Source organism: Streptomyces sp. NPDC016562 (genome assembly GCF_043076955.1).
Taxonomy (GTDB): Bacteria; Actinomycetota; Actinomycetes; order Streptomycetales; family Streptomycetaceae; genus Streptomyces.
In genome coordinates, this window is the sequence record NZ_JBIBRZ010000001.1 from 1,644,193 (window position 1) to 1,656,995 (window position 12,803).

The 12,803-nt window shown below is 72.4% G+C and carries 14 protein-coding genes; 7 read left to right on the forward strand and 7 right to left on the reverse strand.

The features are described 5' to 3' along the window. Positions 1-24: 24 nt before the first annotated feature. Positions 25-666 carry a TetR family transcriptional regulator gene (locus ACF059_RS07545; protein ID WP_361945885.1) on the forward strand — a complete coding sequence of 214 codons (642 nt, stop codon included), beginning with the start codon at positions 25-27 and terminating at the stop codon, positions 664-666. Positions 667-739: 73 nt separating this feature from the next. Here the strand turns inward: ACF059_RS07545 and def are convergent, their stop codons facing one another. Then, on the reverse strand, positions 740-1,294 hold the full coding sequence (gene def, locus ACF059_RS07550; RefSeq protein WP_366868946.1) for a peptide deformylase: 555 nt from the start codon (positions 1,292-1,294) through the stop codon (positions 740-742). A 123-nt stretch (positions 1,295-1,417) separates the two neighbouring features. Between def and ACF059_RS07555 the strand changes: the two genes are divergently transcribed. From ACF059_RS07555 to ACF059_RS07580, 6 genes are all read left to right on the forward strand, one after another. Next, entirely contained in the window at positions 1,418-2,656 is a 1,239-nt protein-coding gene (locus ACF059_RS07555; protein ID WP_392052707.1) for a MurT ligase domain-containing protein, read from the forward strand. Between the two features lie 20 nt (positions 2,657-2,676). Beyond that, the gene (locus ACF059_RS07560; RefSeq protein WP_366868949.1) at positions 2,677-3,405 is read left to right on the forward strand and encodes a glutamine amidotransferase; all 729 of its coding nucleotides are present in this window, start codon (positions 2,677-2,679) and stop codon (positions 3,403-3,405) included. Between the two features lie 214 nt (positions 3,406-3,619). After that, on the forward strand, positions 3,620-4,645 hold the full coding sequence (locus tag ACF059_RS07565) for a 6-phosphofructokinase (protein WP_360898428.1): 1,026 nt from the start codon (positions 3,620-3,622) through the stop codon (positions 4,643-4,645). An 89-nt stretch (positions 4,646-4,734) separates the two neighbouring features. After that, complete coding sequence (locus ACF059_RS07570) at positions 4,735-5,691, forward strand: cytochrome c oxidase assembly protein (RefSeq protein ID WP_392052711.1); 957 nt, start codon at positions 4,735-4,737, stop codon at positions 5,689-5,691. Between the two features lie 32 nt (positions 5,692-5,723). After that, positions 5,724-5,882: a hypothetical protein gene (locus ACF059_RS07575; protein ID WP_392052714.1), complete on the forward strand. Its 159-nt coding sequence runs from the start codon at positions 5,724-5,726 to the stop codon at positions 5,880-5,882. A gap of 95 nt (positions 5,883-5,977) precedes the next feature. After that, positions 5,978-6,703, forward strand: a complete 726-nt coding sequence (locus ACF059_RS07580) for a lysophospholipid acyltransferase family protein (RefSeq protein WP_392052717.1) — start codon at positions 5,978-5,980, stop codon at positions 6,701-6,703. Between the two features lie 27 nt (positions 6,704-6,730). Here ACF059_RS07580 and ACF059_RS07585 read toward each other — a convergent pair whose 3' ends face one another. From ACF059_RS07585 to ACF059_RS07610, 6 genes are all read right to left on the reverse strand, one after another. Beyond that, complete coding sequence (locus tag ACF059_RS07585; protein WP_392052720.1) at positions 6,731-8,404, reverse strand: alpha/beta hydrolase; 1,674 nt, start codon at positions 8,402-8,404, stop codon at positions 6,731-6,733. A 183-nt stretch (positions 8,405-8,587) separates the two neighbouring features. Next, the gene (locus ACF059_RS07590) at positions 8,588-9,373 is read right to left on the reverse strand and encodes an urease accessory protein UreD (RefSeq protein WP_392052723.1); all 786 of its coding nucleotides are present in this window, start codon (positions 9,371-9,373) and stop codon (positions 8,588-8,590) included. Beyond that, positions 9,370-10,065, reverse strand: a complete 696-nt coding sequence (gene ureG / locus ACF059_RS07595) for an urease accessory protein UreG (RefSeq protein ID WP_392052726.1) — start codon at positions 10,063-10,065, stop codon at positions 9,370-9,372. The genes ACF059_RS07590 and ureG overlap by 4 nt, the downstream gene beginning before the upstream one ends. 21 nt (positions 10,066-10,086) lie before the next feature. Then, positions 10,087-10,761 (reverse strand): urease accessory protein UreF, encoded by a 675-nt coding sequence (locus ACF059_RS07600; RefSeq protein ID WP_392052729.1) that lies wholly within the window; start codon positions 10,759-10,761, stop codon positions 10,087-10,089. Positions 10,762-10,777: 16 nt separating this feature from the next. After that, positions 10,778-12,499: an urease subunit alpha gene (locus ACF059_RS07605; protein ID WP_392052732.1), complete on the reverse strand. Its 1,722-nt coding sequence runs from the start codon at positions 12,497-12,499 to the stop codon at positions 10,778-10,780. After that, positions 12,492-12,803: an urease subunit beta gene (locus ACF059_RS07610; RefSeq protein ID WP_360898410.1), complete on the reverse strand. Its 312-nt coding sequence runs from the start codon at positions 12,801-12,803 to the stop codon at positions 12,492-12,494. The genes ACF059_RS07605 and ACF059_RS07610 overlap by 8 nt, the downstream gene beginning before the upstream one ends.

Genomic DNA, 12,803 nt, shown 5'->3' on the forward strand with positions numbered 1-12,803 from the left:
CAAGGGCGGGGAGAGAAACACGTCATGGAGACCACTCAGCAGGGCGGCGAACCGGGAGCGGGCGAGCGCCGCCGGCGGGAACTGCTCGAGGCCGCCGACCGGGTCGTGCTCAGGGACGGCCCCAAGGCCTCCATGAACGCCATCGCGGCGGAGGCCGGCATCACCAAGCCCATCCTCTACCGGCACTTCGGGGACAAGGCGGGCCTCTACCAGGCGCTGGCCGTCCGGCACACCGACGCCCTGCTCGACTCGCTGCGGGCGGCGCTCGACGCCCCCGCGGAGCGCCGCCGCCGGGTGGAGTCCACCCTGGACACCTACCTGGCCGCCATCGAGGCCCGGCCGCAGGTCTACCGCTTCCTCATGCACCCGGCCGAGGACTCCCACGCGGAGCGCGGCTTCGACGTCGGCCTGCACTCGGCGCCGCTGCTGCGCCGGCTCGGCGAGGAACTGGCGCAGGTGATCGGCGAGCGGGTGGACCTCGGCCCGGGCGGCGAGCGGCTGGCGCGGATCTGGGGCCACGGCATCGTCGGCATGATGCACGCGGCGGGTGACTGGTGGCTCGGCGAACGGCCCTGCGAGCGCGCGGAACTCGTCGCCGGCCTCACGGACCTGCTCTGGGGCCGCCTGTCCACCGCCGGCAACCGCCTGGACGGCCCGGGCTTCTGACCCGGCCCGCCCAGCGGGCCCGGGCTTCTGCCCCGGCCCGGCCAGCCGGACGGGCGGGCGGCGGGGAGAGCCGTCAGGCGCGCGGGGCCTCGGCTCCCCACGGGGTCTTCCGGATGGCCCGTCGCAGGCGACGGGCCCGCAGCCCGGTCACGCGGTCCGCGTAGACGGTGCCGTCCAGGTGATCGCACTCGTGCTGCAGGCAGCGCGCGAAGAACCCGGTGCCCTCGATCCGAACGGCCGCGCCGTCCGAGGTGACCCCTTCCACCACGGCCCGGTCGAAGCGCGCCGTGCCCGCCTCCAGCCCCGGCAGCGAGAGGCAGCCCTCGGGACCGACGAACTCGTCGCCGTCGGCGGCGACCAGGCGCGGGTTGACGACGTGCCCGACGTGGCGGACGTCCTCGTCGTCGGGGCAGTCGTAGACGAACACCCGTTGCCCCACGCCGATCTGGTTCGCGGCGAGGCCCACGCCCTCGGCGGCGTACATCGTCGCGAACATGTCCTCGATGAGCCGGTCGAGCGCGGGGCCGAACGCGGTGACCTCCGCGCAGGGCGAGTGGAGCACCGGATCACCCAGCAGGCTCATGGTGCGGACGATGCCGGTGGTACCGGGGATGAGGCGCTGTCGCATGGCCGTAAGGGTACGACGGGCGACTATATGAGGAGATCTGCGGCGGGGCGGGGGCGCCGCGGTCAAGGCTCCGGCAGGTACTGGATAGGCTGGGGCCGACCGACGCAAGGAGGACAAGGGACGATGGCAGGCAACACAGAGCCGCTTTCGCCGCGGGCCAAGCTGGCCGTGACGGCGGGCAAGGCCGCGGCGGCGGTGTCGCGGGCCGCGGGACGCGGAAGCGGATCGGTGATCGGTGGCAAGGTCGCACTCAGGCTGGACCCCGATCTTCTCGGCGCGCTGGCGCAACACCTCGACGTCGTCCTCGTCTCCGCGACGAACGGCAAGACCACGACGACCCGCCTGATCGCGGAGGCCCTGCGGGCCAGCGGTCCGGTCGTCTCCAACGCGCTGGGCGCCAACATGCCGGCCGGCATCACCTCGGCGCTCGCCGGCGGCTCGGACGCCAAGTACGGCGTCATCGAGGTGGACGAGAAGTACCTGGCCGGAGTGGCCCGGGACGTCACCCCCAAGGTGATCGCCCTGCTCAACCTCTCCCGCGACCAGCTCGACCGCGCCGCCGAGACCCGCATGCTCGCGGAGAAGTGGCGCGAGGGCCTCTCGGGCTCCAAGGCCGTCATCGTCGCGAACTGCGACGACCCCCTGATCGTGTGGTCCGCCTCCTCCTCGCAGAACGTGGTGTGGGTCGCCGCCGGCCAGGAGTGGAAGGACGACGCCTGGTCGTGCCCCTCCTGCGGTGGCGTCATGCAGCGCCCGGGCGACGACTGGTTCTGCGGCGAGTGCGGCTTCCGGCGCCCGGCGCCGAGCTGGGTGCTCTCCGGCGACCACGTGCTCGACCCGCACGGCTCGGCCTGGCCGATCCACCTCCAGCTGCCCGGCCGCGCCAACAAGGCGAACGCCGCCACCTCGGCCGCCGTGGCCGCCGTCTTCGGCGTCCCGCCGCAGGTCGCGCTGGAGCGGATGTACCAGGTGCAGGCCGTCGCCGGCCGCTACGACGTGGTGCAGTTCCTGGGTCGTGAGCTGCGCCTGCTGCTCGCGAAAAACCCGGCGGGCTGGCTCGAAACGTTTTCGCTGATCGATCCCCCGCCGACCCCGGTGGTCCTCTCGGTGAACGCGCGCGGCGCGGACGGCACCGACACCTCCTGGCTGTGGGACGTGGACTACACGCGCCTGGCCGGCCACCCGATCTTCGTGATCGGTGACCGCAAGCTGGACCTCGCGGTCCGCCTCGAAGTCGCCGGCCTGGACTTCCGGGTGTGCGAGACCCTCGACGAGGCCGTGCAGCTCGCGCCGCCCGGCCAGATCGAGCTGATCGCCAACTACACCGCCTTCCAGGACGTGCGCCGCCGCGTCGGCAACTAGTACCCATAAAGGACAAGAGCATGAGCGACAACAGCCTGCGTCTGGTGTGGGTCTACCCCGACCTGCTGAGCACGTACGGAGACCAGGGCAACGCCCTCGTGGTGGAGCGCCGGGCGCGCCAGCGCGGCCTGGACGTGCAGCGCGTGGACGTGCGCAGCGACCAGCCGATCCCCACGTCGGGTGACATCTACCTGATCGGCGGCGGCGAGGACCGGCCCCAGCGGCTGGCCGCCGAGCGCCTGCTGCGCGACGGCGGTCTGGAGCGCGCCGTCTCGAACGGGGCGATCGTCTTCTCCGTCTGCGCCGGCTACCAGATCCTCGGCCAGGAGTTCGTCAACGACCAGGGACAGCGTCAGGAGGGCCTCGGCCTCCTGGACGTGGTGACCCTGCGCGGCGAGGGCGAGCGCTGCGTCGGCGACGTCCTCGCGGACATCGACCCGCGCCTGGGCCTGCCGCAGCTGACGGGCTTCGAGAACCACCAGGGCATCACGCACCTGGGGCCGACGGCGAGGCCGTTCGCCCGGGTGACGATGGGCCGCGGCAACGGCACCGGCGACGGCACCGAAGGCGCGTACAACGACACGGTGTTCGGCACGTACATGCACGGTCCCGTGATGGCCCGCAACCCGCAGATCGCGGACCTGCTCCTGAAGCTGGCCCTCGACGTCAACGCGCTGCCGGCCATAGACGACCGGTGGTACGAGGCCCTGCGCGCGGAGCGCATCGCGGCGGCCACGCAGCCCGCGTAGCGCCCTGCGGGCCGCTCATCGGGGCGACCCCGCGATCATGTGTTCGGCCCGGTTTTCCCTAGGGGGAACCGGGCCGACCTCGTTTCGTACGACGAGTACGACCAGCATGTGGAGGATGGTTCAGGGCACCGCTCCACCGCTTGTAGGGTGGCCGTAGTTCCCACCGGACGACGTGGTCCGGTCGCCGGCCCACGTTGCAAAGGTCTCCCCTGCCATGCGCATAGGTGTGCTCACTTCCGGTGGCGACTGCCCCGGCCTCAACGCCGTCATCCGCTCCGTCGTGCACCGCGCCGTCGTCGACCACGGCGACGAGGTGATCGGCTTCCACGACGGCTGGAAGGGCCTGCTGGAAGCGGACTACCGCAAGCTCGACCTCGACGCCGTCGGCGGCATCCTCGCCCGCGGCGGCACCATCCTCGGCTCCTCCCGGGTCCAGCCCGCGCACCTGCGCGACGGCGTGGAGCGCGCCCGCGGACACGTCGCCGACCTCGGGCTCGACGCGATCATCCCGATCGGCGGCGAGGGCACCCTGAAGGCGGCGAACCTGCTCTCGCAGGCGGGTCTGCCGATCGTCGGGGTCCCGAAGACCATCGACAACGACATCGCCTCGACCGATGTCACCTTCGGCTTCGACACCGCCGTCGGCGTGGCCACCGAGGCGCTGGACCGGCTGAAGACCACCGCCGAGTCCCACCAGCGCGTGATGGTCGTGGAGGTCATGGGACGCCACACCGGGTGGATCGCCCTGCACTCCGGCATGGCGGCCGGCGCGCACGCGATCGTCGTGCCCGAGCGCCCCTTCGACATAGAGGAGCTCACCGCGATCGTCGGCGAGCGCTTCTCGGCGGGCAAGCGGTTCGCGATCGTCGTGGTCGCCGAGGGCGCCAAGCCCCGCCCCGGCTCGATGGACTTCCAGGAGGGCGGCACCGACATGTACGGCCACGAGCGGTTCGCCGGCATCGGCAACACGCTCGCCGTGGAGCTGGAGAACCGCCTGGGCAAGGAGGCCCGGCCGGTGATCCTGGGCCACGTCCAGCGCGGCGGCACGCCCACCGCGTACGACCGGGTCCTGGCCACCCGCTTCGGATGGCACGCCGTGGAGGCGGCGCATCGGGGCGAGTTCGGCATGCTGACCGCGCTGCGCGGCACGGACATCGTGATGGTGCCGCTCGCCGAGGCGACCTCGACCCTCAAGACGGTCCCGGCCGAGCGGTACGACGAGGCCCAGACGGTTCTGTAGCCGTTTGCCCCTTACGGCCGCCCCCGCGCGCAGGAGCGTACGGGGGCGGCACTACTGTGGTGGAGCGCCACAGTCAAGGGAGTGAAGAGATGGACCACAGCGGGCACGGCATGGACATGGACATGGACCTGCCGCCCTTCACTCTCGGACGCGGGCTGGAGTTCTCCTTCGACGCCTTCTTCCTGATCGGCTCGCTGGTGGGGCTCGCCCTGTACGCGTGGGGCGTGACGCGGCTGCGCCGGCGGGGGGACTCCTGGCCGCTGGGCCGGAGCGTGGCGTTCACCCTGGGCGTGCTGACCGTGGTCCTGGTGATGTGCACGAAGCTGAACGACTACGGCATGGTCATGTTCAGCGTGCACATGGTCCAGCACATGGTGATCAGCATGATCACCCCGATCCTGCTGCTGCTCGGCGCTCCGGTGACGCTGGCCCTGCGGGCGCTGCCGCCGGCCGCCCGAGGTCACAAGGGGCCGCGCGAGCTGCTGCTGATGCTGCTGCAGAGCCGCTACATGCGGGTGATCACCCACCCGGCCTTCACCATCCCGATGTTCATCGCGAGCCTCTACGCCCTGTACTTCACCCCGCTCTTCGACTTCCTGATGGAGAGCCGGACCGGGCACGTCGCGATGATGGTGCACTTCCTCGCCGTCGGCCTGATCTTCTTCTGGCCGATCATGGGCATCGACCCGGGCCCGCACCGCCCCGGCTACGTGATGCGGATGCTGGAGCTCTTCGCCGGCATGCCCTTCCACGCCTTCTTCGGCATCGCCCTGATGATGGCGAGCGAGCCGATGATCAAGACGTACGCGCACCCGCCGGCCTCCCTCGGCATCGATGCGCTCCTCGACCAGCAGTGGGGCGGCGGCATCGCCTGGGCGTTCAGCGAGATCCCCTCGGTCCTGGTCCTGATCGCCCTGGTCTACCAGTGGTACCACTCCGAGCAGCGGGCGGCGAAGCGCTCGGACCGGGCCGAGGACCGCAACGGCGACCAGGAGCTCGCGGCGTACAACTCGTATCTCGCCTCGCTGCGCGCGCGTGGCCAGTAGCGGAAAACCGCCTTCGCGCGCCACCATGGGGCATGACCGGATCCGCTAAGGCGATGGCTGTCATGACCTTCGCCGCACTGGTGGCCGTCGCCACGTACTCCGTGGTCCTCGGCAGCAACGGCTGGCTGTGGTTCGGCTGGGTGGTGCTGGGACTGCTGACCGCCGGGATGGCCGCGTCCCGCAATGTCTGAGGGAGCCGGGAAGGTGCCCGCCGCCGCCCCCTCCATCCTGTGACTCACGGTCCGTAAACTGGACGTGACAACGGGACATCGACAGGAGCGGCCTGGTGTTCTACCACTTGCTCAAGCACGTGTTGCTCGGCCCTCTGCTGCGGCTGCTGTTCCGGCCGAGGATCGAGGGCCTGGAGAACATCCCGGAGCACGGCGCCGCGATCATCGCGGGCAATCACCTGTCGTTCTCCGACCACTTCCTGATGCCCGCGATCCTCAAGCGGCGGATCACCTTCCTCGCGAAGGCCGAGTACTTCACCGGACCGGGGATCAAGGGCCGCCTCACCGCGTTCTTCTTCCGCAGCGCCGGCCAGATCCCGGTGGACCGTTCCGGCAAGGAGGCCGGCCGGGCGGCGCTGCGCGAGGGGCTGGCGGTGCTGGCCAGGGACGAGCTGCTGGGCATCTACCCGGAGGGGACGCGCTCGCACGACGGGCGGCTCTACAAGGGCAAGGTGGGCGTGGCCGCGATGGCCCTGGGCGCCGGGGTGCCGGTGGTGCCGTGCGCGATGGTCGGCACCTTCGAGATCCAGCCGCCCGGGCAGAAGATCCCTAACATCCGGCGGGTGACGATCCGCTTCGGCCGGCCGCTGGACTTCTCCCGGTACGCCGGGATGGAGGGGGAGCGGGCCGTGCTGCGGGCGGTCACCGACGAGATCATGTACGCCATCCTCGAACTGTCCGGCCAGGAGTACGTCGACCGGTACGCGGGCGAAGTCAAGGCGGAGCAGGAGGCCGAGCGGAGGAAGGCCGAACGGAAGAACGCCCGGCGCACCTCGCGCTGAGCCTCCTCCCGTTCGCGTGGGCCGGTCCTAGCGGACGGCCGGCAGCTCCTCGGCCGCGGGGAGCGCCGAGGCCTCGGCCTGGGCGTCGGCCGTCAGGGCCTTCGCGGTGGCCGCGGCGGGGGCGACGGGGGTGGCGTGCGGAGCGCACGTCACGTCCTGGGCGTCGACCTTGCCCGTCAGCAGGTAGGTGTCCACCCGCGTGTTGATGCAGGGGTTCAGCAGACTGGTGACACCGTGCGAGCCGGCGTTCTGCTCGGTGATCAGGCGCGAGCCGGCGAGGCGGTTGTGCAGCGAGACCGCGCCCGCGTACGGCGTGGCCGCGTCACGCTCGGACTGCACGATCAGCACGGGCGGCAGCCCGCGCTTGGAGCGCACGTCGATCGGGGTGCTCTGCTTGGCCTTCCAGGTCGCGCAGGGCAGGTTCATCCACGCGTTCGACCAGGTCAGGAACGGGTACTGCTCGTGCAGCTTGGTGTTGTCCGCGTCCCACTTGGTCCAGCTGGTGGGCCACTTGGCATCGGCGCACTCGACCGCGGTGTAGACGGCGTTGCTGTTCTCCGACGCCGCGTTGCCCTTGAGGTCGGACATGTCCGGGGCGATCGCGTCGACCAGCGCCTGCGTGTCACCGGCGACGTAGGCGGCCCAGGTCTTCGCGACGGGCACCCAGGAGGAGTCGTAGTACGGGGCGCCCTGGAAGAAGCCGATGAGCTCGGCCGGGCCGACGACCCCGCCGATCGGGTTGGCCTTCGCCGTGGCGCGCAGCTCCTGGTACTTCGCCTCGACCTTGGCGCGGGTGTCGCCGATGTGGAAGACCGCGTCGTTCTTGGCGACCCAGTCCTGCCAGTCGTTCCAGCGGGTCTGGAAGGCGACGTCCTGGCCGAGGTTGGCCTCGTACCAGATGTTGTCCTGGGCGGGGTCGACCACGCTGTCGACGACCATGCGGCGCACGTGGGTCGGGAAGAGGGTCGCGTAGACCCCGCCGAGGTAGGTGCCGTAGGAGACGCCGAGGAAGTTCAGCTTCTGCTCGCCGAGGGCGGCGCGGATCACGTCGAGGTCGCGCGCGGTGTTCGGCGTGGTCATGTGCGGCAGCATCTCGCCGCTGCGCTGCTTGCAGCCGTCCGCGTAGGAGGCGGCGAGCTTGCGCTGGGCGAGCTTGTCGGCCTCGCTGTCCGGGACCGGGTCCGCCTTGGGGGCCTTGACGAACTCCTGCGGGTCGATGCAGGAGATGGGTGCGGAGTGGCCGACGCCGCGGGGGTCGAAGCCCACGAAGTCGTACGCCTTGGAGGCGTTGACCCACAGCGGGCTCTTGGTGGTGACCCGGCGCGGGAAGCGCATGCCGGAACCGCCGGGGCCGCCGGGGTTGTAGACGAGCGCGCCCTGACGCTCCTCCTTGGTGCCCGTGCTGCCGATCCGGTCGACGGCGATGTCGATGGTCTTGCCGTACGGCTTCGCGTAGTCGAGCGGCACCTTCACCCAGCCGCACTGGATGGGCTTCTCGAAGCCCCAGTCGGCGGGGCAGTCCTTCCAGTCGACCCCGGTGCGGGCGGCGCGGGCGGCGGCGATCTGCACGCCCAGCACCTCCGGGAGGCGGGAGTCGTTGTCGTACGAGGCCGCCGCGGCCGACGGGGCCAGCAGCAGGCTCGCCGCCAGCGTTCCGGTGATCAGTGTGGCGGCGCTCCCCAGCGCCGCGTTGCGTATCACGTGGTTGTTCCCCCTGCGTCAAGTGCCACCATGGGTGGCGGGGTTCGGTCGGGTTCCGGTCATCGACCCGCAGGGGGGATCTTGTCGGCTGACCGGACCCGGCGACAGAGCGGCGCCTACTTCTTTGCCAACCCGATAACCGGAAAGGCGTGTACCGCTGAGCGGTGCCCGATTCGTCGCCCCTTACCGGTGGTAGGTGCGGCAGGCCGCGTCGAGCAACTCCCGCAGCCGCAGGGCGTCCGGGGCCAGGGCCGTCACCAGGACGGCCGGACCGGCCAGCGGCGTCACCGCGGCGAACTCCCCCAGTACCGCGGCCGTCGGCGGGTCCTCGGCGAAGGCGGGATCCACCACGAGGAGTTGGCCGAGGGCCCGGTGACCGGCCAGGCCCGCCGGGCCGTCCCAGCCGCCGGGTGCGCCGGGGCCGCAGGCGAGTTCCTGGTCGAGCAGCGGACGGCCGCCGCGGGTGACGGTGAGTCGGCTGCGCAGCAGGCCGGGGGCCTCGCCCGCGCGCCCCAGGACCTGTTCCTCGCGCAGCAGCAGGCGCGCCGTGGGGGCCAGGTGGACGCGGGTGTGCGCCCGCAGGTCGCTGCCCCGCACGGACACCAGCGGCTCCGGCATCCACCGCACCGACGCCCCGTCCTCCAGGGTCAGGTGTACGTCGTACCGCGCGCTCTCGCCGCCCCGCCCGGGCAGGGCCAGCGTGGCCGCCGCCGAGGCGAGGGCAAGGCGGGCGCCCGGTCCGGCGGTGGCCTCGACGGCGAGGTGGTCCCCGCCGAGCGGGGCGCTCATCGCGCCGACCAGCGTCACCCCGGCCTCGGCGCCGTTCCCCCGGGTGCGGCGCAGCGCGAGCGGCCCCTCCCCCGCCAGCAGCGGCAGGGCGGTGCCGCCCCGCCCATCGGCGACGGCGTGGATGCGGGCGGTGGCCCGCACGGCCGCCGCGGGCGGGGTGACGGGGGGTGCGCTGGTCACCGTACGGTCCAGGCGGCCATCCGCTCGCGCACCCAGGCGGCGACCGGGGCCACTGCCTCGGCGCTGCGCAGCGACTGGAAGACGACGGGGAGTTCACCGCGTTGCTCGGCGGCGTCGCGGGCCATCCGGTCGAGGTCGGATCCGACGTGGGGGGCGAGGTCGGTCTTGTTGACGACCAGCAGGTCGGCGGTGGTGACGCCGGGGCCGCCCTTGCGCGGGATGTCGTCCCCGCCGGCCACGTCGATGACGAAGATCTGGGCGTCGACGAGTCCGCGGGAGAAGGTGGCGGTGAGGTTGTCCCCGCCGGACTCGACGAGGATCAGGTCGAGCGGGCCGCTCTCGCGGAAGGTCTCCTCCAGTTCCTCCACGGCCTCCAGGTTGGCGGAGATGTCGTCACGGATGGCGGTGTGCGGGCAGGCCCCGGTCTCGACGGCGGTGATCCGCTCGGGCGGCAGGACGGCCTCGCGCAGCAGGAACTCGGCGTCCTCGCGGGTGTAGATGTCATTGGTGACGACGGCCATGGAGAGGTCGCCGCGCAGCGCCCGGCACAGGGCGGCGACGGTGGCGGTCTTGCCGGAGCCGACGGGTCCGCCGAGGCCGATGCGCAGGGCGCGCCGGGTGCCGTCGGGCCGTAGCGGGCCGGGGCTGTGGGTGTGCCGGTGGGGGTAGGTCACGGCGTGGTCGAGGTGCACGGGGTGGGTCTCCTTCGGGGGTCAGGAAGCGAAGAGGCGGACCGGCCAGCCGGCATGGGCCTCGGCCGCGATCTCCAGCAGGGGGGAGGAGGCGGCGGGCAGCGCCTGCGTGCCCTCGGTGCGGGCCCGCAGCGCGGCCCGGCCCGCCCGGGCCGCGACGGCGTCGAGGTCGGGGGCGAGCCGGGCCAGGACCCCGCTCGCCTCGAAGGGGTCGAGGCCCAGCAGCCGCACGGTCGCGGTGGCGGGCCCGCTGACGCTCTCGTACGCCGCCACGTGCGCGGCCTCGCGCGGCCCGAGCCCTGCCGCCCGCGCGGTGAGGCCGAGCACGACGGGCTGGTGTGCGCCGCGTGGGAAGCCCGCGGCCAGCGCGTCCAGTTCGGCGGCGGGCCAGGTGGCGCGGGCGGCGCGCAACAGCTGCCGGCCCAGCCGCCGGGCCGCGGTGCGCAGCGCCGGCGAGGGGGTGCGGGCGTCGGCCGCGGCGTCGAGTTCGGCCGGGTCCAGCCCGAGCGCGGCGGCCGCGGCGAGCGACGCGGCGGTGAGTCCGGCGGTGTGGAGCCGGCCCCGGCAGAAGTCCTCCAGGGTGGCGGCGTCGTGGATCCGGCCCGCCTTGCAGGCCGCCTCGGCCCCGCCGGAGTGGGCGTGGCCGCCGGCGGGGAAGCGGCCGTCGGCGAGGACGAGCAGCGCGGCGAGGCTCATCGGACTGCGCCGCCCATCAGAAGAGGAAGTATCTCTGTGCCATGGGCAGTTCCACCGCCGGCGCCGGTTCGACGGCCTCCCCGTCGATGGTGACGGTGAAGGTGTCGGCGTCGACCTCGACCCTCGGCATGGCGTCGTTGTTCCGCATGTCCGTCTTGCTGACCTTGCGGGTGCTCTCGATGGCCGTGAACTGCTTGCCGAGGGCGAGCCGCTCGGGCAGGTGGTCGTCGAGCGCGGCCTGAGCGGTGAAGTTCAGCGAGTTCAGGGAGGGCGCGCGTCCGTAACTGCCGAACATGGGCCGGGGCAGGACCGGCTGCGGGGTGGGGATGGAGGCGTTGGCGTCGCCCATCTGCGCGTAGGCGATCTGGCCGCCCTTGACGACCAGTTCGGGCTTGACCCCGAAGAAGGCGGGGTTCCACAGCACCAGGTCGGCGAGTTTGCCCTTCTCGACCGAACCGATCTCGCGGGCGAGCCCCTGGGCGACGGCGGGGTTGATCGTGTACTTGGCGACGTAGCGGCGGGCGCGGTGGTTGTCGGCGGGTCCGTCGCCGGGGAGGAAGCCGCGCCGCTTCTTCATCACGTGGGCGGTCTGCCAGGTGCGCAGCACGACTTCGCCGACCCGGCCCATGGCCTGGGAGTCGGAGGAGATGATGGAGATGGCCCCGATGTCGTGCAGGACGTCCTCGGCGGCGATGGTCGAGGGCCGGATCCGGGACTCGGCGAAGGCGAGGTCCTCGGGGACGGCCGGGTTGAGGTGGTGGCAGACCATCAGCATGTCGAGGTGTTCCTCGACGGTGTTGACGGTGTGCGGGCGCGTCGGGTTGGTGGAACTGGGCAGGACGTTGGGCTCGGAGACCACGGTGATGATGTCGGGGGCGTGCCCGCCGCCGGCGCCTTCGGTGTGGTAGGCGTGGATGGTCCGCCCGGCGATGGCGGCGAGGGTGTCGCCGACGAAGCCGGCCTCGTTGAGGGTGTCGGTGTGGATGGCGACCTGGGCGCCGGTCGCGTCGCACACGCTCAGGCAGGCGTCGATGACGGCGGGGGTGGCCCCCCAGTCCTCGTGGATCTTGAAGCCGAGGGCGCCGCCGCGCAGTTGGGAGTGCATGGCCTCCCGGGACATGGTGTTGCCCTTGCCAAGCAGGCCGATGTTGACCGGGTAGGCCTCCAGCGCCGCGAACATCCGGGCCAGGTGCCAGGGCCCGGGGGTGACGGTGGTGGCCTTGGTGCCCTCGGCCGGTCCGGTGCCGCCGCCGACGAGGGTGGTGATCCCGGAGGCGAGGGCCTCCTCGATGACGGTCGGGGAGATGAAGTGCACGTGCGCGTCGATGGCGCCGGCGGTGACGATCTTCCCGTTGCCCGCGATGATCTCGGTCTCGGGGCCGATGACCAGATCGGGGTCGACCCCGTCCATGGTGTCGGGGTTGCCGGCCTTGCCGAGGCCGCAGATCCGGCCGTCGCGGATGCCGAGGTCGGCCTTGACCACGCCCCAGTGGTCGAGCACGACCACTCCGGTGATCACCGTGTCGGGGGCGCCCTGCGCCCGGGTGGTGCGGGCCTGCCCCATGGATTCGCGGATCACCTTGCCGCCGCCGAAGACGGCCTCGTCCCCGGCCCGGCCGGGGCCGCCGCAGAGGTCCTGCTCGATCTCGACGAAGAGGTCGGTGTCCGCGAGCCGGATCCGGTCGCCGGCGGTCGGGCCGAAGAGGTCGGCGTACGCCTGGCGGGAGAGCTCAGCCATCGAGCGGCCCCCCGGTCTCGCCACGCAGGCCCGGTACGGTGCGCAGGCCCGCCAGCGGTACGAGTTCCACGGCGACCGGGATGCCCGGCTCGAAGCGGACGGCCGTACCGGCGGCGATGTGGAGCCGCAGCCCGTGGGCGGCGGCGCGGTCGAAGGCGAGGCCCGGGTTGGCCTCGGCGAAGTGGTAGTGGGAGCCGACCTGGACGGGGCGGTCGGCGGCGTTGAGCACGGTGAGGCGGGTGACGGGACGGCCCTCGTTGAGGAGGACCGGGCCGTCCCCGTAGGCGATTTCGCCGGGGATCAT